This window comes from Leptotrichia sp., from assembly GCF_057270615.1.
On sequence record NZ_DBHIXN010000022.1, the window covers coordinates 6365 to 32829 of the forward strand.

Sequence of the window (26465 nt, forward strand, 5' to 3'; positions counted from 1 at the left end):
TTCTGAGTAGCTTAATAAGTTTACTTCTGGTATGTGGATGTATCTTACTGGTATTTTTTTATTTAACATAATTCTCCTTTCATTACAGCCCAAAAACCTTCAACACAGGCAGTAAATAGTTAATCCAGTCCTTCGTTCCTCTCTGCTTATAAATAACTGTCGGATACTCCTTCTCTCTTTTGAATGTCCCATCCTTCTTGTATTCCTTACAAGTCCAGCTTCCATTTGGTTTCTCCTCACAGTGCATTGCAACCTTATCGCTGTTGTCATAATATTCAATATAATATTGTGAGGGTTTTGCTGGTTCATTCCACTCTCCACCAGCAATAAACTCATATTTTAATCGATTATTTTCATAAAATTTCTGTTTCTGCCCGACTGTACTGTCATTTTTAAACTGCATTTCTGCAAATAAATTTCCTTTTTTGTTATATAATAGAGATTTACCATCATAAATAATTTCATTAGTGCCTACTGAAGAATCTTTTAGTAAATTTGACTCATTAGATTTGACTCCATTTTCATAATATCCAATTAATTTTGTTCTAATGTCATTATTAAAAAAGAACCTTCGATATAATTGTCCATTTTTATAGTAATCATATCCTTCTCCTTCTGTTTTTCCATTTTTATAAAAATAAATTCCTTCTATATTTACTCTATCTTCTCGATAAATTATCAGTGTTCCAGTAAATGGTTTTTTCTCTCCCTTTATATAAACTAATCCATCTTTTCTTTCTCCTTTATTTAAATCATCTAATACTCTTGTAGTTTCTATATTTTTTAACTCATTATAATTACTTAATTTAAGTATTCCTCTTACCTCAGATAATTTCACGGAGAATAAAGGAAAACTTAAAAATAGAAATAATAAAAATGTTTTTTTATAATCTTTTATCATTGACTTTTGTACCTCCAATAATCTCCTCAGCACTATCCCATAAATCCGCCACTCTATTCTTAAAAAATGATATTGGATCCCCCGCTTCTACAAATTTGGCGTTGTCTGTTACCTGCTCCAGTATTATTTCAAATTTTCCTTCCGACTTTTCACTTAAACTCAGGGTTTCTGAGTAGCTTAATAAGTTTACTTCTGGTATGTGGATGTATCTTACTGGTATTCCAAATTCTATTCCTATCAGTTCTTCCATCCATTCCTTTATGTCTCTTTGCTCTTTTTCCGCTTCATATTCCTTTTTGCTTTTTATCTGGCTTCTTTCCACTTCTTTTCTTTCTGATATTAGTTTGTTCTGTTCTGCTCTATATGTTCGTATATTATTTAGTGAGGCTGCATCTGAGGCAGAACTTCCTAATACATCGTTTATATCATCCCTTTCTTTTTCTAATGCTTTTTTATTTTCTTCAGAAATTCCTGATACTGCTAATGAACTTGTTACTTTTCCTAATCTATCTCTCATTTCTGTCTCGCTTCCATATTGTTTTGATAACATTTCTTTTTTTAACTCTCTTTCTTTTACAGCTTTTATTTCTGTTTTTATTTTTTCATCCAACTCTTTTATTTTACCGTCTATTGATTCTAATTTTTGGTTCACAAGCTGAAACCTGTATTCCCTGTCTGCATCACTTATGTCGTCCCAGTCATCTGAACTTTCTTCTTTTTTAAATGGCTCATTTTCATTAAAATATATCACCCACAGGCTCTTTGTTATCTTTTCGTATGTAGCTCCTATGTTTTTATCCATTACTCTAGGTGACTCGCTGTATTTTCCTGTTTGCTTTGATACATTTATTGCCTGTTTGTTTGTAAATTGCGGAGCAGCTGGTGCTTTATTTCCTTCATCTTTTTCGGCAGCTGGAGTTTTTTTCTGTTCCTCATATGGATTTTTTTCTGGAACTTCTTTTACAGCGGCCCAGTTACTCAACTGATTTACAACCAGCAAGTTTGATAAATATTCTATTATATTTTTCCCCATCTTTCTTCTGTATGCCTTTTTTGCTTCACTTCCTAACTTGTCATAATTTAATATTCCATCTAAATCTGTATCCCCTTCTTCTATCCCAAAATCTATTGTTACAATCTTTCCTGTTATTTTTGTGTAAGTTCCTTCTATGAATTGTAAATATTTGAATTTGTCATTCATCCAATTTTTTATCGCTTTACTTATTACTCTTTTTTTCTTTTTACCATCTTTATCTTCTGTTTCTATTTCTTCTACTGTTTCTGTCTCCTCTATTTCTTTATTTCTCAAAATTAAGGAGGAAGCTTCATCACTTCCCTTCAAAAATTCCACATTGTCAACATAGCTTGGCAGTATAAGTATTTTACTGTCCATAACATCTTCGATAAAGCCTGCTTCAACTTTTAATTTTTTTACCATTTCTTCTACAGTCTTCACCTTTTTTACATCAAATATTGCTTTTAATAAATCCTTGTATTGTTTAAGATCTTTATACTGTTCATTTTTTAATATAATTTCACTTTGTTCCACAGGTAACAATAATACAAATGCTTTTATTTTAATCACTCCTTTTTTAAAATACTATCATTTCTCCAATTTTCAATGTTTCTTCAACACCAATTACTCCAACATGATTTTCCCACATTGTTCGTACTTTATAATCTAACGGAATAAATAATTCTGTCAGCAATTTTATTTTCATTCTATTTTCCTTTGTTTTTTTATAATTTACATACAAAACTATATTTCTTTTTTTTAATCTGTCTAAATAAACTATAGAATCTAAAAATACTTCTTTAAAAACTCGTAAAAATATGTTCATACTGCTTTCCTCATCGTAATATTTTTTTAAATATTTTGCTACAATTCTCTTTTCATCTTTACTTAGATATTCAAAATATATTTTAGCATTTTCTCCAAATTCACCATTTTCAACATTTTTTGCAATAATTGATAAAATAATGTCGTATGCATTCATTCCTTCAAGCAAATCAATATTTCCAAATAAATGTAAAATCAAGTTATTTAACGCTTCTTTTGTTGCTTTCTCACTATCCGTATCACTTTCTGAATATTCCAATATGTAATCATTAAACCTCAAAAATGGATTTACAAAAATTTCATTTCCTGCTGCTGCATTATTTGACAATACATCATTATTTACTTCTAAATATGCTGAAATACTATTTTCAGGAATAATAAATCTTATATTTTTTTCTGATTTATCATTGTTTAAATAATCTTGTATTACGCTCCAAATATACTTATAATTTTCAGACTTATTTAACATATGTATCAACTACTTTAAAAATATATTGAGGAAAACAATATTCTAATTCACTTACTAAAAAAGACATTAATTTTACAAATTCTTCTTTTAAGATCCCATTATTTTTTATTTTTAACAATACACTTTGTTTGAGTTTGTCATCTAAATCAAAATCAAATTTAATAAATTTATTTAATCTTTCCAATTCTAAAAATTTTGTACTTTTTGGTATCGAAGCCGATACTTCTTCCACTTTCATACCATTGAATATTTCATAAGAATTTAAAAACCTTACTATTTCAGATTTTGTCCTTATTTTGTTATTTAATTTTAATACTTGATTTTCTTTTTGTACATTAGAATAAATTTTAAAATTTAATTCATTTTCATATTTTATATTTGTAAAATCTGTTATTTCAAAAATATCCCAAATTAAATCCTGCTTCTTGTCTGACAGCACATTAACATTTCCTGCAATATCTCTGTATATCAAAAAAAATGGTATATCATTTTTGGATTTAATTAAAGCAATTTTATCTTTATTGTAATTTAGCCTATATCTATAAACTAACCGTGTTTCATTTGGTTGAACAAAATCTTCTGACTGGGCAGTAGTTTTATTAATATTCCAAACCAAAAATACATCTTTTTTAGTTTTTTCTTCCAATTCTTCTAAATCATACTCTATATTTTGTACATTTTCTAAATCTAAATAACTTTTTTCAAAAGTTTCTAATATCACATTATAAAAATTATTGTTATAATATGAATTTACTGTTTTCCATTCCATACCATTATTTTGAAATAAATAATATAGATCTTCTATTATTTTATTATACTTTTCATTTTTTTGAAGTTTTATTCTTATTGGTATCTCATCTCCATCTTTTTCAATAAATCCATCAAAAACTCTATCCTGTATAACATTTTCCTCATCTTCGGAAAGTTCCATAAAAATAGTATCAATTACCATATCTTCATTCACAATAATATTTCTCATATTTTTATTATTATTATTTATTTTCTTTGAAAAAGTGTTAATATCAACTGGAGAAAAAATATTATCATTCAATCTATACTCTTCTTCATTCATAACAGTCATACAAATATACGGCTTTCTTTCTTCTGTTACCAAAGTTTCAAAAACTCTATTTTGAACACTATTAACTCTTCGCTCTAAATATTTTTCAATTTCCTCAAAATTTTCTAAAATATTATCTTTAAAAAATTTTTGCAATATCTCACTTTCAAAATCTAAAATTTCTCTTTTTAAAATATCTGTTATATTTTCCATAAATTACATCCCTTTTTTAATATAATAAATCCCTAATAAAGTATTAACACTAAAATTCCAATCTTTGTGTCCATCTTATCATACTATATACCTTTCTACATCTTTCCAATATCATTGCATCCTTCATTTTTTACAATAATCTCAATTAATCCCACCCCTTTTTAAAAAGATATTTTATTTACCCTAATTTTTCTGCTTCATTGTAACATGTCATAACTCGTCCATCGTTATAAATTCTTCTGCAATAACAGCTAAACAACGAGAATAACAATACTATTAAAAGCATACATTTCAATATTCTTTTCATTCTTTGCCTCACTCCTTTCACTTCTTTATTTTATTCAACAAAAATATAAATTAAATAATTTCACTAAAACAGCATATTCCATATTCCCAAAAACGCATTTATCCAAAAACTGTTATCCTTTTTCGGCTTATAAGTTGGAGATGTAAATTCATTTTTCAGTGTCCCATCCTTCTTGTATTCCTTACAATGCCACTCTCCACTTGATACCTCATCACAGTCAAGTTTTAATTTATCAGATTTATCAAAATACTCTTTAAAATAAGTCATAGTTTCCAATTTCTCTCCAACTTCTGCCGCTGAGATAAATTCATACTTTAACTTACCATTTTTAAACAATTTTTGTGGCAATCCATAAGCACTGTCATTTTTGAAATTAAGAATTCCTTTTATTTCTCCATTTTTTTCATAGGCTATTGACTCCCCTTCATTTATGTAGTGAATCATTCGTCCTCTATATTCCACTCTAACATTCATTTTGGCAGCTATTTTATTATTAGGATAATAATTTATTTTTATTCCATAATTATCTCTTACTTGTTCATAAATACTGTACATACCAGAGCCATTTTTGTGTTTAAATTCAGTCTTTATCAGTACATCATTATGGCTTGTATTTCTTGCTATTACCTTTCCATTTATATCATAAAGATAATTAGTTCCTTCTCGCTTTCCATTTTCATAAAAACCTAATGCATCTATTATACTGCCTTTTTTTCTTACAACCATACCAGTAAATGGGGTTGTTTCACCTGTTACAAAAACTAAATTTTTTTCCTCATCCCTTTTATAATTATCATAATCAATTATTCTTTCTACTTCAATATCTTTAATTTCATTATAATTACTTAGTCTTTTTGTTCCTTCTACTTCAGATATTTTTATAGCACTTAAATTGGAACAGAATATAAAAAATAATAACCAATCTATTAATTTATTACGGATTTTCATTTTTATTTCCACTGAATATACTACTAATCCCATCCCACACTTTCATTGCTCCTTTTTTTGCTAAAGTTATTGCACTTCCGACTTCTACATACTGCTCTCTGGCGAGGGACTGCTTTAATAGTATTTCAAATCTCCCTTCTGATTTTTCTGTCAATTCATATGTTTCCAAATATTTCAAAATTTCCACTTCTGGTACGTACATAAATCTAAATGGCACTCCCAGTTCTATTCCTAGCAGGCTTTCTGTCCATTGCTTTATATCTTCCTGCTTTCTATATGCCTCATAATTTGCCTGCCCATTTAATTTTTCTTTTTTAATTCGTTCTTTTTCCTCCAATAAAATTTTTTGCTTTTCCCTATATTTCTGAATATTTGTTAAAGTAAGTTCATCATCTTTACCTGTTTTTAATAATCCCAGTATCTTATCATTATAATCTTTTATTTCACCGTTTAATGTATCTAACCTTGTTTTTATTTCGGCATACTCATATCTTTCTTGAGCATCTTTTTCGCTTTCTATTTCTTTCTTTTCAGATACCTTGTCATCTTTGAAATACAGTATCAGCAAACTTTTTGTCAAGTTCCTATATGCCCGTATTGGTTCTGAAGGATTTCTGTCAGGCACCTTATCATCTTGCACAGCCCATTTTGTTATTTGATTTATTGCGGCTAAATTTGACAGATATTCTATCAATTTCTTCCCTGCTACTTGCCTAATTCTCTTTTTTTCATTTGAACCCATTTTAGAATAATTTTGCACTACATCTATTAATCCTTTTCTTTTAAATGCAGGTTCATTTGAAGAAATTGCTGTTTCTTCATCATCTAATACACTACTTGCTGTAGCCATTGCTGACATTTGAATATTTGCTGCTGTTCCACTTGCTGAATTATTTTTTGTTCCTTCTTCTTGACTTTTTTTCTTATTTTTACCCTCATCCAAATTAAAACTTACAATTCTTCCACCTATTTTTATTTTTGTACTGTTTGTAAATTTCAAATATTCATATCCTTCATCCCCTATCCTCATATTTGGCTTTAACATTGATAAAGGACTCATATCCAGTTCATCTTTTACAAATTCAACTGTATCTACATATGTCGGCAGTAACACTATTTCACTTACAGTTGATGATATTTCATTATACTTTTTTTTACATTCATTTACTGGATTCTCATTAAAATTTTCAACATATTTATCAACTTTTTTTAAAATAACTTCTCTTTTACTAATAGGAGAAAGTATTATTAACGCTTTCATTCTTTCACCTTCCTTACTTTATCATTTTTTCTTTTTCATAAAATTATAATTAATTTACTTACTTTAACAATATTTTTGTAGTCGCTAAATATATAATATCACCTGACTCAACCTTTATTGGCGTATTTCTTTTTAGTTTTACCTTACGTCTATCCGATTTTTTTTCAATTCCACTTCCATTTTGTGATCCTAAATCTTCATAATACCAAACTCCATTTACCTTATTCAAAACACCGTGTGTTCGACTTACAAGGTTAGAATAGATTCCTTCACTTATATCAATGTCTACTTTATTTCTAGGAGTTCTCTTCCCTATTAAAAGCGATGTCGCACGTCCCACTTTCCAAACTTTTATATCATAATCTTCTGAATTTTTTAAAATTATATCTTCCAGCTGATTTTTTTCAAGTTGATCAATTTCTTTAACCTTATCCAAAAATACTCCGTGTTCACGTTCTCTTTCTGTTTTGATTTCTTTTATTTCTTCCTCTATTTCAACTTTTTCTCTAAATCTCTCAATAATCAACAAATACAATGTTAAAATAATATAAATAAATATTGACACATAAAAACTTTTTACTGAATAGCCCGATAAATGTATATAAACAAATGTTAAAAATAAAACTATTAAAATAACTGTATTTCTTAATGTGAAAAAATTACTTTTTCTGCCACCTCTTGTTTCTAATTGCCTTTTTTCATAAATTTTTATTCCCTTGTCAACAGATAAACTATTTTTTTCTTTTGAATCAGAATTTGCCAGTGAACCTGCAGAACGTCTTAAACTTTCAACTCGATAAAGACTTCCCCGTCCAACTGGCTGCCTAAATATTCCTCTTATTCTATTAACTGCACTTCTCAATCTCCACATCATTTATAAAATCCTCTTTCTTTTTTATTTCTTTTTTTTAGGATTAAAAAAGTTTTCAAAACTATTTTGCATATTAACTTTATGCTCCCTTGCCTTATCTTTATTATTTTTTCCTAAATTATCAGTACTAAACATATTTTCAAACATATTTTTAATATCATTCGGATTAAAAGAAAAACTTGAGGAAGCAGATGAATGATTGTATTCATTTTTTCTTACATTTTCTTTATCTTTTGTATATTTTGTATTATTATTTATTTTTTCATCATATTTTTTTCTTTTTTCCTTATCTCCTAATATTTCGTATGCTTCAGAAATTTTTTTAAACATTTCTTCCGCTTTCTTATTATCAGGATTTCTATCTGGATGGTATTTTAAAGCCAACTTTCTATATTTTGCCTTAATTTCTTCATAAGTTGCTACTCTTGAAACATCTAAAATTTCATAATAGTTCATAATAAACCAAATCTCCTGTATATATTTATTCAATTGTTATTTTTTGTGGAATAATTCTTTTCTTTTCTATTATTCTACGTTCTCTACCTAGTATTTGTAATATCCTTAAAAGATTTTCGTATAATTCTTCATTTGTGTAGTCTATATTACTTAAATCCAATTTTCTATTTATATAAGCAATTATTACTTCTCTTTCAACATCTCCTTGCAAGCAGTTCACATAAAAATTAACATCATAAATGTCCAGTTCTTCTTTTTTTGCAGCTTCCATTCCCCATAATTTTAATATTGTTGGATGCAATGTACCATTTATATGATTTGATGAATATTTAGTATTTATTATTTCTAGCAAGTTAAAATCTCTTCGCAAATCTGCAAAATTATTGTAATCATTTCTCAATTCCGCACCAACTCTTGTTATAAATCTAGTTATTTCTATTTCGTCGTCAGAAACATTATCATAACCTTTTTCCAAAATAAATTCGCCTTCTCTAACAAAATATTTTTCTTGTTTTATATTAGAATTCAATTTTAATTTTAAAGTGTATCTATCTTCTTCCATTGGCATATCAAATTTATAATCTTCAGCCATCCAATATATTTCGCCATTACATTTTATAATACCTTTATTTACAATCACAATTTTCTCTTCAATATTTGTAGTCAATTCAAATCCTGAAATAATCCCATCTTTATATTTTGAATAAGTTAAACTCAATATCTCAAGAGGGTTATCTCTTAATATTTCAAATACTTCTTTATCTACATTATGTCCTTTTTTAAATATTGGATATTTATTTAAAAACATATTCTTTTCCTCACTTTTCTTTATTCTATATATTTTTATTACTCTAATTTTTATCATACTTCAAGCCTTAGCTTTTTAAATAAAACTTTGAAGGAATCATTAATTATACTCTAACTTCTTTAACATCAAACTATTAAAATTAAATATTTTTGCAATTTGAGTAAAATAATCATAATTTTTAAGTTCAATTTTAAAGTAATTTTATACAACACAAAATTTATTTTTTATATAAATAATAAAAGGATAGAACTTAAAAGTTCTACCCCCAATTCCCAATTAAACCTCTTCTGTTGCTTGGTATCCGCCTTCAATAGCAACTTCTTTTACTTTTTCTTTTTTCTGTTTAATTTTCAATGAAAATGTCCCAGTTCCAGCTTGATTTCCGTATTCTTCAATATAATCTACGACAAAAACATTTGTCATATCAATTTTTCTTACCATTTGTCCTGCTGAAATAATTTCAAGACTTGCTTGTCTATAAGCATCTGCTGCTTCCGCTGGAACTAATGACCATTGAGCGACTTTTCTAGTATCGTCTTCTGCATCTCCAGTTGAAGCGGCTAATATTTTTCCACGAATTTCTAAAATAACTCCCAAGTCTGTTGCTCTCGCATTCGAGTCATCTGGTGTTTCAGAAATGTATTTTACATCCAAAATACTTTCTTTGTTCAACAAAATCTCATCATTTTGCCCTTTTACGATTAGTCTAAATCCCATAAAATTCCTCCTAATTTTTATTTTTTAACTATCCTAAAAATTTAAAATTCAATAAATTCAATTTCATTATTATTAACATATAAATTATTTGAAACTGAACAATAAGTAATTCAATTTAAAATAAAAGTAATATTTTGTTTTTATTTTAGTACCTTATCCATCATAAAATTACAATAATTGAATTTATATTTATAAAAATAGTTATTTTATATATAAATTATTTATATATCATTGATTAATTTTGCTTATTAATTTCAACTTGTAAATTCTTAACATTACCTGCAAATGTAATATTTAATTGACAAATTCCATTTTCTTCATCAATAATATGAGTAATGTCATCTCCTTTTTGCATAATTCCATTTACAAATTTTTGATCTTTTACCCATATTGATTTTTGACTTTCTGGATTTGTACTAAAGAACATATTTATCTTATCTTCTTTAAAATCTGTAGTAACAAATCGCAAAGTTCTTTCTATGAAAGTTGTTGTTAAAGTTTTATATAAAGGTTCGTATCCACCTTCAGAATTTCTTAATAATGTTCTTGCCTTATAAACTACAATATTTCTAATTTTTTCTTTTTGCAAATGAGCATTGTCAGATGAAAAAATAAATCCATAATTAAATTGATTAATTCTATCTTTTATTGAATTTGTAAATCCTGAAATTTCTTTAGACATAGTAGTACGCACTTTATAAGAATTATCTTCAGCTTCAATATCAAACCTAACTCCTGGATATACTGGAGAAACTTGATTAAATCTATCTCTCAAAAAATTAGGACATTGAGAAGCTGCAATAATTCCGGCAGCAACATACGAACCATCAATATATACTCCCTCTATCCAAAATTTTAACAAGTCTTCTTGTTCTTTTGAAAGTGAAACTCCATTTTCATTTTCAAATTTCATTTTATAATCCAAAATTACTCCTGATTTATCTTTTGGAATTATTGTAAAATTCGGAAGTACTGGGATTAAATACTCAGAGTAACTCTGATTTTCTAAAACTTGAGTTTTTTCAATATATTTATCTACACCTGTTGTTGCAAGATTATCAAATGAAGTTTCTGAATTTCCTTCAAAATTAAAGAATACTTGTATTTTATATTCTCCCAATATAGTCATCAAATTTGTTAATACTTCAATAGTGTTTTTATCTACTTTTTCTTCATTTTTTGTTCCACGAAATCTTTCACGTACTTTTTTTTCTGTTTTTTTAATATCTAAATCGACATTTGGATAAATTCCAAACCAAATTGTATTTTCAAAATCATTTTTTGCATTTACTGTATTCAAAAATGCTTTTAATCTTTCCTTATTTCCTGCTTTACTTATCATCTCAGATTTTACATTTGTAACTAATAATGTTGGACGCATTAATGGCACTTTTGTATCATATTGTTCAAAAAACATTTTTACACCAAGTAGTTTTTCAATTAAAGGTTTAGCTATTTTTATAAAGTCTTCCTGTGCTGATTTATAAAAAGATAGATAATTATTATAATTCTCAACTTCTTGCTCTGGGTTTATACTAACAATATTTTTTGCAAGTGGTACAAATGTTCTTATAACCAAATCACTAATATACTGATTAGGTTCTTCGGATACATTTTCATAATCATCTTTAAACGCTTCTACTAATGCAGTCGTATTTTTTTCTTCAATTAAAGCCAATGATTTATTCTCTTCCTGTTTATATTCTATAACTTCCAGTTCACCATTTTTTCCTACTTTAAGCATACCAAGTTTAATTTTTTCTGATTTTGAATTATTTTCATTATGTCCAACTAAAAGCCGTGTTTTAATATCTTCAATTGCTAGCGGTAACATTCCAAGAACATTAGAATAATTTTGTGAAGCTTCCTCAAATTTCTCATTTAACTTATCTCCATATTCCAATTTTTTAGGGTTTTCATCATCTAGTTCCTCATATTTACCATAAATATATGCAATTTCTTTTCTAGTTTGCTTTATATCCTCAATAACTTTTCGAGGAGAAATTAATTCTAAAATATTTTCAAATTTAAAATCTACACTACGATTCCCTTGTGATTTTCTAGCTTCTATTAAAGTATTAAGCATTTTAAAAAACGTATTACCATTATTAATCTTTATTTCTGTTATTAAATCTTCTGAAATTCCTTCAGGTTTTTTCAAAATATATCTAATACTTTGACTTTCAGCATCAAAATAACTGTACACTTTAGGATCAAATTTCTCCAAAAATTCATCAAAACTACTAACTAATAAATGACGATTAATTTCTATAATATTTTCATCGTCTAATGAATCCATATTTTTAGAATCATTAATAAGTGTTAAAATATCCATTTTTTCTGGATTAATTTCTTCAAACAAAATTGTCCGATTTGTTCGATTTATAAAATTTTTATCACTCATGATATCTTATTGCGAATTAATAAATAATTTATTAATTCTACTCCTCTCTAAAATTTTATTAAATATTACATCTATTTTTATTCTATTACTATTAATATATCTTTTTTTCAAATATTTGTCAATAATTAATTTTTTATTAGGGATAAATCAGCCAAGTTGTAATTCAAAAATATCTTTTTTTCAAATATGTTTTTTTAATTTTTATAATATCACTTTATAATCTCATAATATCCTAATTTTATTTATAAAAATATTTAAAAATTATATAATTATTTATATAGATTCTATCGCTCAAAATCATCATTATCCAAATCTTGAATATCCTCTTTCCCTTTAATATTTTCTTTCTCTTTCATTCCTTCCTCTATTAGTTTATTAACCTCACTTAATCTTTCAATTTTTTCTAATAATAAATCTGCTTTTTCAAAAGGCTTATTAACTTCTTCTTTCGCATTGGAAAATTCTTCCCTGTAATTTTCAAGCCTTGTCTTTTCTTTTTCCAGTTTTTCAGGAATTTTATCTAACAAATTATCCATTCTCGTTATATTCCCAATTGAATCTTTCCCAAAATCAGTATAATATTTTTCTTTGTTTTCCAGTACACATTTATATTTTTTTTCATAGAAGTCAAAATTTGAAAGCAGTTCAAATCCTCTATAATTCCCAATAATTTGAGGCTCATCAGATATTCCAGTGCTTTTTATAGCCTTTAAAAGTTCTTCTCCAGCTTCTTTTTTATCATAAATTTTTGTTCCATTAATTTCAATAGATGTAAATTTATCCTCATTATCTGATTTTGGCTCTATTTTAGAAATATCTTCTTTCATATTTTCGATATATTTTTCCATTTTACTAATTTTTGTAGGATATTCCTTTGTTATTTTATCCTCAAGACGATATAAGTTTGACTTGTAATTGGCTTCAAGCATTCTTAACTTGTTTACTTCCATATCTAAATCCATTTTTTCCTTAATTAAAGGATTTCCTGTTGCAAGTGCCTTTATTTCAGCATAGTTTAAGGAGCTTTCATCAACGTCTTCTGCTACTCTGACTGGAGTCTTAGAAGTCATAATTTGGCTTATAAACTTTTGTTTATTCTCAATAGTTTGCCATAAGTAAGCATCAAATGTATTCTCGGTAACATATCTATAAATTTCCACTTTCTTATTTTCATTCCCTTGTCTGACTATCCTTCCTGCACGTTGCTCCAAATCCGAAGGACGCCACGGCACATCTAAGTCATGAAGTGCGATTAATTTTGTCTGTACATTTGTTCCTGCTCCCATTTTTTGTGTTGAACCTAGCAATATTCTTATATCTCCTGTTCTTACTTTTGCAAAAAGTTCGTCCTTTTGCTTTTCAGAATTTGCATTATGAATAAATGCTATTTCTTCTTCAGGAATACCTTTATTAATCAACTTTTCCTTTAAATCTTCATAAATATTGAAACTTCCATCATTTTTGGGAGTAGACATATCAGAAAATACAAGCTGTGCGGATTTTTTTTCAATGCTTTCTTTCCATATATTGTAGATATTTTTTACACAGGCATTTACTTTGCTATTTTCATCATCGGGAAGCATTTCATTTACAAGCCTCTGATCTAGTGCAAGTTTTTTACCGTCATTTGTAATTTTCAACATATTGTCTTCTGTTGGCTCTACATTTCTGTTTCTTACTTCTTCTGCTCTTTCTGAAAGGCTTTCTAATATTAATTTCTGTTCCTCTGTCGGTTTAGTCAACACTTTTTTATATCCTACTTCGGGTGTCGGTAAATTTAGCATATCGGCAGTTTGTATGTCTGCAAACTGTTTAACATTGTTCATAAGTTCAGGAAGATTATAGAATTTTGCAAATCTTGTTTTAGTTCTGTAGCCGTTTCCTTCAGGAGATAATTCGATAGCTGTAACTGTTTCCCCAAATGTGCTTGCCCAAGAATCAAAATTTTGATGTCCTTGTTTTTTGAGTTCATCATATTGTAAATATCTTTGCATTGTATAAAGTTCCGACATAGTGTTGGAAACTGGTGTACCTGTCGCAAATACAACTCCTTTTCCATTTGTTATCTCATCCATATATCTACATTTCATAAACATATCCGACGATTTTAATGCTTCAGTTTGTCCTATTCCAGCTACATTTCGCATTTTAGTGTATAAAAACAAGTTTTTAAATGAATGTGCTTCGTCCACATACAGCTTATCTACTCCTAATTCTTCAAATGTAACAACATTATCCTTTTTAAAATCATCATTTAATTTTTTTAGCCTTACTTCCAGTTTCTTTTTTGTCCCTTCAAGTTGCTTTACAGTGAAGTTCTGGTTATTTTCCTGCTTTAATTTTTGAATATTTTCTATAATTTCATCAATTTCATTTTGTATATGTTTTTGCTGGTAATCCTTGCTCATTGGTATTTTTTCAAATTGTGAATGTCCTATTATTACAGCGTCGTATTCTCCAGTTGCAATTCTTCCAATAAATCTTTTTCTGTTTTTGGGTTCAAAGTCCTTTTTAGTCGCCACTAAAATATTTGCTCCTTGATAAAGTTCCAGAAATTCCCTTCCCAGCTGTTCCGTTAAATGATTAGGGACTACAAACATTGATTTTGTTGCAAGTCCAAGTCTTTTTGACTCCATAGCGGAGGCAACCATTTCAAAAGTTTTTCCTGCTCCTACAACGTGTGCAAGCAGCGTATTTCCACCGTACAATGTTCTTGCAACTGCATTTAATTGATGTTGCCTTAATTTTATTTCAGGATTTATGCCATTAAAGGTAAGATGACTTCCATCATATTCCCTTAGCCGAATTGAATTAAATTTTTCGTTATATATCCTCGTTAATTCATTCCTTCTTTCCAAATCCTTAAAAATCCAGTCTTTAAAAGCCTGTTTAATAATATCCTGTTTTTGTCCCGCAAGCATAGTTTCCTTCTTATTTAAAATTGCTATTTTTTTACCTTCCGAATCTGTTTCATAATCAAAAATTTTTGTATCTCTCAAGTTTAAAGAATCTTCTATAAGCTTGTATGCATTTACCTTTTCAGTTCCAAAAGTCATAACAGCGAGTGGATTATCATTATCCATATTCTTATTTTCTATTCTCCATTCAGAAGTATATTCAGAATAATGAACTTTAATGTATGAACTTTTATATACTGGCGTCTTTAATGTTTCCATAATAAAATCCTTTATATATTTTTTAGGAACCCAAGTTGCTCCAATTCTGACATTTATTTCGCTTGCTTCAAGTGGCTTAGGCATTACTTCCTGCAATTTTTCTTTTTGAAAATTTAGTATTTCAGGGCTTATTCCATTTTTTTCTTCATCAGAAAGAGAATTAAATTTGTCAATATATTCTATTTTTTCTCTTATATTTCCACTTAAATATTCATCCTGTGTCACATATTGAAATTCCTGTGGAAAATCTTGATTTATATCAAGAAATATTTCCCCTTTTAAACTGTTAATTAACTCATCTTTTTTCATACCAGTAAGATTTGTCATATATTCAAAATCCACTTTTGCCTTTTGAGAAATTGAAAGGATTAATGCTTCTTGTGGAGTGTCTACTCTATCTATAACTTTTGATTGCTTTATAGTTCTTTTGGAAAAAATATCCCCTTTTTTCTTAAAGTTTCCACGTTCATCGAATATTTCTATTGAAGATAATAAGGAATAATTGGAATCTTCATTAAATAATCTTGAATTTGCTCTTGAATTTAAGTGTCCATACTTATTAATAAATCCATCATATATTCTATTTAGTTTTTCCTGTTCGATTTTTAGTCTATCATCTGTTTCCCCGTCTTTTTGAATCTGAATAACTTTTCTTAACGAAGATGTCAGTTCTATATATTTTGATATTTTATCCTTATCTCTATCTGATAAGTTTTGTAATATCATTTCACTATTTTCTTTAAAATAAATCTCGTTATCTTTTTTAAAAAATGAAAAATTCCTTATTTCATAATTTTCATTTTCAACTGCAATTACAGTTTCTTTTTCTTCAGTGAGAATTTTTTCATAACTTCCTTCTATATTCCCAACTGCTTGTTCTAATTCATCCTTTAAATTACTATTTTCTTTTGGCATACAAGTTAATGTTTTCCCAAAACGTCCACTAACTTCCTCCATTTTTCCTAAAACCATATCAGGATTATCCACAAAATACTGATTATATACAAATCCTTCAGAATCAGATTTAACCGTATACCAGTCCTGCTCATCTTTATTTATATTTTCCCTTTTCTTTAAAAATATAATATCCGATGTCACTTCAGTTCCAGCAACGCCTTTAAATGTATCATTTGGAAGCCTTATCGCTCCTAATAATTCCGCTCTTTCTCCAATGTATTTTCTCACACTGTCATCCTTTTTATCAAATGTCCCAGAAGAAGTTATGAAAGCTATAATTCCGCCTTTTTTTACCTTATCTAACGATTTTGCAATAAAGTAGTCGTGTATCATAAAGTTCTGCTTTTCATATTCTCTGTCCATTACCTTAAAATCTCCAAACGGAACATTTCCTATTACAACATCAAATGAATTGTTGGAAAATTCTGTTTTTTCAAATCCTTTTACTTGAATATTACTTTCAGGATAAAGTTTTTTAGCAATATTTCCACTGATACTATCTAGTTCCACACCATATATCTTGGAGTTTTCTAATTCATCTGGCAAATTACCTATAAAGTTTCCCACACCACAACTTGGCTCTAAAATATTTCCATCTTCAAATCCAAGTTGCTGTATTCCTTTATAAATGGAATCAATTACTATTTTAGGAGTATAAAAGGCTGTCAATGTACTTGCCTTAGCATTATCATATTCTTCCTGAGTTAAATTTTCTTTTAAAAAATTTCTTGCTTCTTCCCATTGTCCACCTTTGTTTTCATCAAATACATCAGCCAGTCCTCCCCATCCAACATATCTAGAAAGTGTTGTCTTTTCATCATTTGTAGCTTCTCTTTCACTTAAATTTTTTAAAATTTTTATAGCTTCAATATTATTGTTTAGACGTTCTGACGGCAATAGTTTTTCAGATTGGATTTCTTCAGTAATTTTAAAATTTTTAGAAATATTATCTTTACTATTTTCTTCATCTGCATAAGGATGTATTATTTCATCATTTTCAATAATATTTTCTGTTTCCTTTTCAGGAATAAAATATTGATTTTCATCTATAAGTTCCTGTATCCTTTTTTCTATCTTATTCCAAGACAGAACTACCTTAACTTCATTAGCACTAAAATGGTTTTTATATAGCTTCATATTTTTAGAAGTATAAAAGGCATCATCAATAAAATCTCCACGGTCAGGTATTGAGAAGCCGCCTATTCCATATTCCTGTTTCAAATATTTTATTCTATCTTCCTTTGAACTGTTATCTTGAAAAAAATTATAGATAGATTCCACTCCACTATATGATTTTAATACATCGTCAATATTCTTTTGAGTAATTATATTATTATTTTCTATTTGTAAATTATCTGATTGTAAGTTATTTCCCTGAGAGAAGAGAGTAGGCTGTTCATAAGTCCTACCCATTCTATTTGATCTTTTTCTTTTAATTCTTCGGTTAATCCCATAACTTTCATCATTTTGGGTTTTTCTATCTCCCAAAATTTCTCCACTTCTGTCTGAATTGAAAATAGATGCTTCATAACTTCGCCTTTCATTAGAAGATTTTTCAAAAATTCCGCTTTCTCTTGTTCCAGATATTTCATTCTCGCCCGTCCCCAAGAATTGAGTCTGCTCAAGTCTATTTTCTCTTCCTCTAAATTCGGAATTAACACTTGAAACTTCTTGTCCATCAGTATCATTTTGTAATTCCCTCCCGCCTGTTCGTAAGACGTTTCCTTCACCACTGGAGTATATATCCCATTCTCTATCAGATATTCTTTCCCGTTTATCATCTTTTTCAGTATGTTCCAATTCCTCCTCATTTTTTTCATTTTCTATCTCATATCCAATTTTGCTATTTTGCTCTAAAACTGTTTCATCATTTATTTTTTGAATTTCTTTACTTACTTTAATTAAAACTTTTTTGGCTATCTTGGATATTTCTGAAGATATTAATTCCATAGTTCTAAAATCTGAAAACAAGGAATAAATCTCTTTTTCCTTTTCATTAAATATATCCTTTTTATTAATTCCCATTCTCTGATCAAGTGCTATTAAAACAGATTTTTTGATAAAACTTTCAAGAACTTCTGCATCTTTGTAGTTAAAAGTGTCTAATTTGCTGTTTTCAAGCATTGTCTGGTTTATAAGCTCCATTTGTGCTTCTTCAAAATCTGATTTTCCTGTCATTCTTTCAAAGACATCTTTATGAGTTCTATTATTAAATTCCCATAATTTAGGTTTTTCATCGTTTCTCTTATCTAAAGATACTGTCTGTGTAACATCAAAAATATACCTGACATTCTTTTTTCCATTCCTTATACTATATACAGGTATTCCCTTCTGATTTCTTTCTACAACTCTGTTAAAGTTTTCTTTCCAAAAGTCATATTCTGCACAAGCCACAGCTTCAGGACGAATAAAAAATATATTTAATTGTTCCATTGCAGAATATTTATAGTTGTTTCCCATAACGTGAAGATAGTTAATATATTCACTAAAATTTTCATTTACTTTTTTATGTGCACTTTCCAATACATTTTGAATTTTATATCCCATTTTTTCCCCCTAATATAAAATTTTGCAATTTCAAATTTTAATTATCATTTTTCTATTTTTATAAAATCCTTTCTTTGCAAGTTCAAATAATCCCCATTTATCTCTATTCCAAAATGTGCATTATACTCCTTTCCACTTTTACTTTTTATCTTAAACACAACCTGTTCTCCACTTAATAATTTTTTTGCATTATCCTTATTTACCTTTATTTTCTGTCCAAAATAACTTGCTTCTTTCCAAAGAGATGTCTTACATCCATTCTTATAATTACTGCAATAGTAACTTTTACTGTTCTCATAAATATTGCTGTTACACTTAGGACATTTTCCAATAACTTCCATTTCTTTTTTAAATTTTTCAACTTCTACATCTTGATTTATTATATTTTGCAACTCACTTTTAGTTTTCTCAATAATATCACTTATATTTTTTCTGTTATTGCAAATATCTTTCTGAAGCATAGAAAATTCAACAGTTTTTTCCGCATAAAGATTAATATGTAGTAAATCTAATAGCTCAATTAATCTTATCCCCTTTTCAGTTATACTAAAATTCTGCTTCTCAGAAGTAATATATCCATATTTCTTAGCATTTTCAATTATCCCTGTTCTAGTTGCCTCCGTACCAATCTCTACTCCTTTCATTATTTCTCTATATTCCTGTGTATCATCCTCATCTTCTTGTTTTTTCTCTTTTCTAAAAGGATTTTTTAAATAATTACTTAAATTTTCCTCAGTAACTTTTTTAGGAGAAATTGTTAATTTATCAACAACTTTAAAATCAATATCAATTTCCTGGCTAATTTCAAAATACGGCAACTTATTATCAATCTTCTGATTTTCATGTTTTAAAAATCCTTTCTGTTTTACTGATTTTCCTTTTAAATTAAATATTTCATTTCTCACAGCAATCTCTATTTCAGTTTGATTAACTATAGTTTGCTCCTTCAAAAAGTTAGAAATAAATCTATTTCTTATTGTTTCAAAAATTATTTTTTCTTCCAAATTCAAACTATTCATATCAGGAATTTTCAAAGTTGGCATTACTGCACTATGGCTCTCAATCTTACTGCTGTCAAATATTCTTTTGTTGTCCTTAAACTCCAGTTCATAATCACTATATAATTTTATAAGTTCTTTCACCTTGTCTTTTTCCTCTTCAGCAAGATATTCTGTATTTGTTCTAGGATATGTAATAAATCCCTTTTCATAGAGCTTTTGTATAATTTCAAGAGATTTTACAAAACTTATTTTATTTTCTTTCGACAATTTGCTTTGTAATTTTGAAAGTGAAAAAAGTTTTGGAGGATTAAGAATAATTTCCTTTTCAGTTATATCCTTCACAATCCCTTTATTTCTATTTAACTCATACGAATAACTTTTAGCTTTTTCAAGTTCTAAAAGGCTATATTTTTTATCGCAGACAAGTTTTAATAAAGTTCCATTACACATAGTTTCGCTCTCAACAGTAAAATATTTTTCAGGAATAAAATTTTTAATTGTCAAATCTCTATCATAAATATATTTTATAACCGGGATAAGAACTCGTCCAACTGGAAAAAGAATGTTTGCCTTTAACGAAATATATCTTGTAAGATTGATTCCCATAAGCCAGTCCATATATGTCCTTGCAAGCCCTTCATTATATAAATTTTTATATCTGAAATTATCTTTAAGATTATTTATAGCTTTTCTTATCGTTTCTTCAGTTTGTTCGGGAAGCCACAATCTTTTTATCTTCTTATCAGTTTTTATAGCATTGATAATAATATCCACTATAATTTGCCCTTCCCTGTCTGCATCTCCTGCATTTACTATCTCATCAACTTCCTTGCTGTTAATAAGGTTTTTTAATATCTTATACTGTTTCTTTATTCCCAAATCATTTTTCAAATCAAATTCAAACTTTTCAGGAAAAAATGGAAGTTTAACTTCACTCCATTTCCTCTTTTCTCCAACATATCCATCAACATCCCTTAATTTAAACAAATGCCCAAAAGCCCAAGAAACAATATACTTTTCATTTTCCATATACCCCTCTTTATTAACCCTGACATTCAATGCACTTGCAATATTACGTGCAAGACTTGGCTTTTCTGCTATTATTAATTTTTTCATATTTTCTCCCTTTTATTTTTATCTCTCTAAATCTTTGATATCAGTATTCCAAAAACTTTTAGAAAGATTTTGCTTTTGGTTTTCACTTACATTTTTATCTTTTTCAGTTTTTAAATACTCATTATTCTTTATCCCTTCATTTAATATTTCAATTTTCCAATCATCTCCATAATACATAAATTCTACATTTTTAAATTCATCAGCTTCCTCTATACAATCACTAAAATCATGTTCCAAAGTATCAAAACTAAACTCGTCATATTTTAAATTTAAAGTATTAATTGTATCTCTCAATTCTTTTACAAATTCTTTGTTATATACATTTCCAAATTTTTCTTCTACTTTTGATAAAATATGTTCTGATGAATAATATACATTTTCCTTATCAAATTTTACACCATCAATCTCTCCTAAAAATTGTTGAATTACCTTACTTTCCATACTATCTCCTCCTACATTTATATAACCGACACTGCCCATCTAAATTTATCCTGATAAAACCCAGCAAAATTAGATACTGTTACTCTTTTACTTTTTGAACTGGCGTGTATAAACTGTCTATTCCCAATATACATCCCAACGTGTGAAATTCTGCCCTTTTCCAAAGTTTCAAAAAATAGCAAGTCCCCCTTCTTAATATTATTATGCAATTTTGGCTTAAATACCGACTGTTCTGCCGAAACACGAGGAATTGTAATTCCCAATGTTTTTTTGAACACATACTGTACAAAACTGGAACAGTCAAAACTGCTACTTCCAGTTGCACCATACACATAAGGCTTTCCAATCTGAGTTTTTGCAAATTCTACAATTTTATATCTTATTTTTTCTTCTCTGTCCTTATTGCTCTTAGTTGCGTTATTTTCAATTATTTCCATCTTTTTACTATCTTCATTTATTAATTGTTTCTGAAAATTAATTTCCCCCTTAGAAAAAGATAACGAAGAAATAACTGATATTCCCATTAAAATTTTTACAATATTATTAAACATTTTCCACTCCTTCAAATCTTGTTTCATAATTCTTATTATTTTTACTGCTCAGTGTTTTTTCTCAAAACTTTTGTAATGAAAAAAATCCACTGACCTAATTTTGATTTTCTCACGTGTGAGAAAATATAGTTACAAGTTTATTATTTTATTATATTTCTGAATTACTTTTGGTATATATTCCCTTGTTTCCTTTATCCCTTTCCAAGCGTTATTTGCTAATCTTCCACAGCCAGCGTTATAACAGACCAGCATTTTTGAAACACTCCCAGTTTTTTCATAATCTCTTTTTAAATGCAACACACCTCCCTTTATATTTCCTGATATGCTGTTATCCACTCCAAATTCCTTAAAATTAAAAGGCATTAACTGCATAAGCCCTCTTGCTCCAGCACTTGATACCGTTGAATGATTAAAATGGCTTTCAGTATTCATAACTGCTAAAACTAAATATGGATTAAAGTTATACTCTTTGCTGTACTTGAAAACATAGCCAAGTATATTTTGTATTTCATTTTCATTTAGTCTACTATTCTGTGTTTTAATATATTCAACAAGTTTTCTGTTTCCAATATTTTTTTGAGCATGAGAAACATTATTAACTTTTTTTACAGATTTATCATCATAAAATAATCTGTTGCTTTGTGACTGAATATTGCTTGTATCTTCTTTAGGCAAATCCTTTAATTCTTTACTTTTATCAATACCACTATCTGTTTGAATTTTCAATTTTTCAATTCTTTCCTGTTCAACTTTTTCCTTCTGTTTCTGAAAACTTATTTCTCCGCCAGAAAAGGAAATTCTTGAAATTATCATAAGAAACAATATGCACTTTTTCATTTATTGATCATCTCCTTTACTATCTTTCAAATTCGATATCCTTACTTTTTATTTTCGGATTTGTATAATTTATCTTTATTTCTTCATAATCATTCTTTTTATCTAAATCAGTATCTTTTGAATAAGGCTTTGTCTCATACACAAATTTTTCTTCTCTATCTGTCAGCCCATCAAAATCACTGTCCTTGTATTTTTCCTTAATCTCCTCTATTTCTTGCTTAATATTTTCATCTCCATAACTTAAAGCATCTTCATTTCTCTTTAAAACTTCCGTTATGACATCTCCATCCTTTTGCATTTCAGAACTTGCATATTGATAGGAATTAGGGTAGTTTTTTACAGATTCTATCACAACTTCCTTATCATTTTTTAATTCCTCGCTTGCAAATTGTAAAGCCCGTCCATCCTGTTTTACTGCTTCTAAAACTAAATCCCTGTTATTTTTAAGCCTTTCACTTGCATATTCAAGATTTTTTGCATTTTCTTTGACTTTTTTCGTAACATATTTTTCATCATCTCTTATTTTTTCTGAAGAGTAATATTTAAATGTATTTTTACCTGCATATATTGAAGCTTCATACCATTTTTCCATTTTATCAGCCTTATTTCTAAGCTCATTCATTTTACTTTCCTCAATATATTTTTCCAATTTTTCATTAGTAATGGATCTTATTTCCTTTTTATCCTTTAACATCAAATATTCTCGAAGATACTCATTATCTTTATCTTTTTCAAGCATATTTCTAATTTTTTCCATTGTTTTGCTGTCATATCCACTTTTTACATACAGCTCAACATCCTCTTCAGATAATCCTCTTTCAAATCCTTTCCTAATTTCCTTCATCTGATTTACGTCCAGCTTTTTCATCATAAGTTTTTCCCATTTACTATCATCCAAGTTATTTTCAGCTCTTTTTTGTAATACCTCCTCATTAAGTACAGGTGTTATACATAATTTAAACTGTTCAAGAGTCAAATTTGATTTTATCATTTTCTTTATTTCCTGTTTTTCATCTTTAGAAAATTTTACTCCTATCCTTTTTAAATAATCTTTTTTCTCATTTTTTTGAAACATATTCAGCAACATTATTCTAGCCCTTCCTTATTAATTAAAATTTTATTTCTTTTTTGTTTCCTGCCCTTTTACAAATTTTTTGTAATCTATTATCAAATTATTCATTTTTATCAGTTCATTCACTCCTCCAATAATATTTTTAAAAACAGTGTCATATTCTATTTTGCCCAGTATCTTTATTCTTTTATTTTTCAATTTTCTCAGTATCAATACAGCTTCCAACTTATTTCTGTATATAAAGTCGTTTTCACTTAGATATTCTTTAAATCCCAATTTTTTATCTATTTCTTCATTCAACTTTTTTAATTCATTTTTCCCTTCAGTTATCTTTTCATCCAATTTCTGCATTTCCGCTTCAATTTCATTTTCTCTGATTTTTAAAAAGTCTTCTGTTTCATATAGTTTTTCTCTCCTATCTCGATAATTTTTTTTCTGCTGTTGTTCTAACTGGTAAATTTTTTCATCATACTCACTCTCAATTCTTCTTTTTTCCTGATTATATTTTCTTTTCTCATCGTGTATGAACTGTTCAAGTTCCTCAGTAAGTTCAGCTTTTATTTCTAATTTTTCTAATTTCACCCTTTCTTTTAATTCATCGCCTTGAAGTTCCATTACTTTGTTAGTTTCTTTTTGCTTTATTTCTTCAAAATCTTCATTTTCTATAGGAGAAAACCCTTCATTTTTCATCATTTCTTTCAAATTATCTAAACTCATCTTTTTTCTCCAATCTTCGTTTTAACATTTGCTTCTTTTCTTCTCTCATCTGAAACTCTTCACCGCCCATAATTTTACAATCCTTAATTTCATCCCTGCTTAAAAACTGAAACTTCATAAAATATCCCAGTAATGTTGCCTTATCTTCATTTAAAATATCTGCAATTTCAAGAAGAACTCCCATTTCAATCAGTTTTCTTGTCCTTTGCTTCCATTTCTCATTTTTTTCCGATGTATTTAGCCTTCTTGTATCATTTGCTATTTCTCTTCTGATTTCCCTTATTCTTTCATCTGTCTTGACTATTTTCTTATGTATTTCAATTTTCTTTTTTTCATTAGATTTTAGTTTAATCATCTTATCTTCATATTCTAAACTCATATATCAACCTTGCTTTTTTCTCTATTTTTGACTTCTTTATTGCACCATAATATCTTCCATCAAATGTCCCCCTGACTTTAGATAATGTTAAAACTTCATCTTCCTTCATTTTTCCATTGAAATTAGATGATACTTTGGAAAATATTTCTCCATAATCTTCACCATTTACATATATCCGATTATCTTTTATTTCAACTTTATCCTCATAAAATGCAGCAACAGGCTTTACCGATTTAAACATTGTCCTTTTTATACTTGTCAAATTTTTATATTTATCATCTACCTCATAAACAACTAAATCTCCCTTTTTCAATACTCCATCAAATTTTTCCAGTTTATATATTCCCAAAGGAATTGATGGCGTTACATTTATTACATAAATTTTCGACAATATATGCAGTCCTGTAAATATTATGGCAAGAAATATTGATGTAGAAAGCATTATCAAATTAAATCTTCTAGTTCGTATATCCACAATTTCCTCCCACTTTTTAATTTCCTCTGGCAAGTGTCGTTGTTATCTTGTCTGCCTCATTCATTACAAAAGCCATTACCATTCCTACTGTGATAAATAAAAATATAGTTTCATATTTCAATTCCTTAAAAGTGACTTCCCCAAATCCTGCCATATCCAAGTTTTTAAATACTATTCCTCCCAGTGCCATTATTACAACTATTTTACTTCCTGTGAGAAATAGCGTTGTCAATGCTTTATTTCCTAAATCTCTTTTTGTAATCGAATTTACATCAAAAGGCAAAAATACCCAAGATAAGCCCAAAGCCATTCTAAACTGCAATACTGCCATCATCATTTCAAATATTATTCTTACTACAAAATAATACACAAGAATAATAACCCCTATTAACAGCAGCATTTTCCCAAGTTCTTCAAAAAATAGCTTTGAATCAGTAATAATATTAAAAAAATTAAAGTTTGATTCATTAATAATTTTTAAAATTTTTCCTGTTTCCCTTCCAGCTATTGCCCATATACTATTTAAAGTTACAGTTCCTCCGCTGTTTCCCATAAAATATGAGCCAATTCCAGAAAATATTCCATATCCCATATCAATTAAAGAAATTGCATTAGGTATAACGTATGCCAGTATTGAAAATCTTATCATTATTCTTAACAAGGACATCCATAAATTTTCCAACACATTTTTTACTGCATAGCCATATAAAACCCACATTATTTCAAGAACTGTGAGTACACTTAACAGAACTAATAATCCAGGTATCATCTTTTCTATCCCACTATTTATCATTTGTACAAATTCATTTTGAATATTGTCCCAATCTACTAATAATGATGATTTTGTGGATGAAACATTGTTTCCAGCAGAAATTGTTATAAAACTAAAAACAAAAAAAAAGATAATTACAATTTTTTTCATATTTCTTTTAATTCTCCTT

At 28.0% G+C, this 26465-nt stretch carries 22 protein-coding genes and 1 pseudogene; all 23 read right to left on the reverse strand.

Features of this window, described 5'->3' with window-relative positions; translation table 11 throughout:
* Positions 1–82: 82 nt before the first annotated feature.
* Positions 83–901, reverse strand: a complete 819-nt coding sequence (locus ACO409_RS05610; protein ID WP_485555619.1) for a toxin-antitoxin system YwqK family antitoxin — start codon at positions 899–901, stop codon at positions 83–85.
* A complete protein-coding gene (locus ACO409_RS05615) occupies positions 885–2486 on the reverse strand; it encodes a hypothetical protein (RefSeq protein ID WP_485555621.1) in 1602 nt (533 codons plus the stop codon). The genes ACO409_RS05610 and ACO409_RS05615 overlap by 17 nt, the downstream gene beginning before the upstream one ends.
* 7 nt (positions 2487–2493) lie before the next feature.
* Positions 2494–3210 carry a hypothetical protein gene (locus ACO409_RS05620; RefSeq protein WP_299267518.1) on the reverse strand — a complete coding sequence of 239 codons (717 nt, stop codon included), beginning with the start codon at positions 3208–3210 and terminating at the stop codon, positions 2494–2496.
* On the reverse strand, positions 3200–4483 hold the full coding sequence (locus ACO409_RS05625) for a hypothetical protein (RefSeq protein ID WP_299267515.1): 1284 nt from the start codon (positions 4481–4483) through the stop codon (positions 3200–3202). The genes ACO409_RS05620 and ACO409_RS05625 overlap by 11 nt, the downstream gene beginning before the upstream one ends.
* Before the next feature lie 178 nt (positions 4484–4661).
* Positions 4662–4790, reverse strand: coding sequence for a hypothetical protein (locus tag ACO409_RS05630; protein ID WP_255460440.1), 129 nt, complete (start codon positions 4788–4790; stop codon positions 4662–4664).
* Positions 4791–4853: 63 nt separating this feature from the next.
* Positions 4854–5771: a hypothetical protein gene (locus ACO409_RS05635; RefSeq protein WP_178938324.1), complete on the reverse strand. Its 918-nt coding sequence runs from the start codon at positions 5769–5771 to the stop codon at positions 4854–4856.
* Positions 5725–6999 (reverse strand): hypothetical protein, encoded by a 1275-nt coding sequence (locus tag ACO409_RS05640; RefSeq protein ID WP_178938325.1) that lies wholly within the window; start codon positions 6997–6999, stop codon positions 5725–5727. The genes ACO409_RS05635 and ACO409_RS05640 overlap by 47 nt, the downstream gene beginning before the upstream one ends.
* A gap of 58 nt (positions 7000–7057) precedes the next feature.
* Positions 7058–7873 (reverse strand): FHA domain-containing protein, encoded by an 816-nt coding sequence (locus tag ACO409_RS05645; RefSeq protein ID WP_485555623.1) that lies wholly within the window; start codon positions 7871–7873, stop codon positions 7058–7060.
* Positions 7874–7894: 21 nt separating this feature from the next.
* Positions 7895–8326 carry a DnaJ domain-containing protein gene (locus ACO409_RS05650; RefSeq protein ID WP_026748842.1) on the reverse strand — a complete coding sequence of 144 codons (432 nt, stop codon included), beginning with the start codon at positions 8324–8326 and terminating at the stop codon, positions 7895–7897.
* A gap of 25 nt (positions 8327–8351) precedes the next feature.
* Positions 8352–9134 (reverse strand): hypothetical protein, encoded by a 783-nt coding sequence (locus tag ACO409_RS05655; protein ID WP_485555625.1) that lies wholly within the window; start codon positions 9132–9134, stop codon positions 8352–8354.
* Between the two features lie 276 nt (positions 9135–9410).
* Positions 9411–9851 (reverse strand): hypothetical protein, encoded by a 441-nt coding sequence (locus ACO409_RS05660; RefSeq protein ID WP_021747023.1) that lies wholly within the window; start codon positions 9849–9851, stop codon positions 9411–9413.
* Between the two features lie 235 nt (positions 9852–10086).
* On the reverse strand, positions 10087–12255 hold the full coding sequence (locus tag ACO409_RS05665) for a transcriptional regulator (RefSeq protein ID WP_485555627.1): 2169 nt from the start codon (positions 12253–12255) through the stop codon (positions 10087–10089).
* Between the two features lie 284 nt (positions 12256–12539).
* A pseudogene (locus tag ACO409_RS05670) lies at positions 12540–17327 on the reverse strand (Eco57I restriction-modification methylase domain-containing protein); the annotation flags it as partial.
* 401 nt (positions 17328–17728) lie between these two features.
* Positions 17729–18208, reverse strand: a complete 480-nt coding sequence (locus tag ACO409_RS05675; protein ID WP_485555642.1) for a TnpV protein — start codon at positions 18206–18208, stop codon at positions 17729–17731.
* A gap of 771 nt (positions 18209–18979) precedes the next feature.
* Positions 18980–21052, reverse strand: a complete 2073-nt coding sequence (locus ACO409_RS05680; RefSeq protein ID WP_485555629.1) for a DNA topoisomerase — start codon at positions 21050–21052, stop codon at positions 18980–18982.
* 18 nt (positions 21053–21070) lie between these two features.
* A complete protein-coding gene (locus ACO409_RS05685; RefSeq protein WP_485555630.1) occupies positions 21071–21493 on the reverse strand; it encodes a hypothetical protein in 423 nt (140 codons plus the stop codon).
* Positions 21494–21510: 17 nt separating this feature from the next.
* Positions 21511–22044 carry a C40 family peptidase gene (locus ACO409_RS05690; protein WP_315520926.1) on the reverse strand — a complete coding sequence of 178 codons (534 nt, stop codon included), beginning with the start codon at positions 22042–22044 and terminating at the stop codon, positions 21511–21513.
* A gap of 129 nt (positions 22045–22173) precedes the next feature.
* A complete protein-coding gene (locus ACO409_RS05695; protein ID WP_485555633.1) occupies positions 22174–22881 on the reverse strand; it encodes a transglycosylase SLT domain-containing protein in 708 nt (235 codons plus the stop codon).
* A gap of 19 nt (positions 22882–22900) precedes the next feature.
* Entirely contained in the window at positions 22901–23968 is a 1068-nt protein-coding gene (locus tag ACO409_RS05700) for a DUF4116 domain-containing protein (protein WP_485555635.1), read from the reverse strand.
* A gap of 30 nt (positions 23969–23998) precedes the next feature.
* Positions 23999–24670 (reverse strand): hypothetical protein, encoded by a 672-nt coding sequence (locus ACO409_RS05705; RefSeq protein WP_485555637.1) that lies wholly within the window; start codon positions 24668–24670, stop codon positions 23999–24001.
* Complete coding sequence (traD, locus tag ACO409_RS05710; protein ID WP_021747032.1) at positions 24657–25049, reverse strand: conjugal transfer protein TraD; 393 nt, start codon at positions 25047–25049, stop codon at positions 24657–24659. The genes ACO409_RS05705 and traD overlap by 14 nt, the downstream gene beginning before the upstream one ends.
* Positions 25033–25524, reverse strand: a complete 492-nt coding sequence (locus ACO409_RS05715; RefSeq protein ID WP_146964581.1) for a S26 family signal peptidase — start codon at positions 25522–25524, stop codon at positions 25033–25035. Before ACO409_RS05715 ends, traD begins: the two co-directional genes overlap by 17 nt.
* Before the next feature lie 16 nt (positions 25525–25540).
* Positions 25541–26465, reverse strand: a 925-nt coding sequence (locus ACO409_RS05720) for a type IV secretion system protein (RefSeq protein ID WP_485555640.1), incomplete at its 5' end; no start/stop codon positions are given.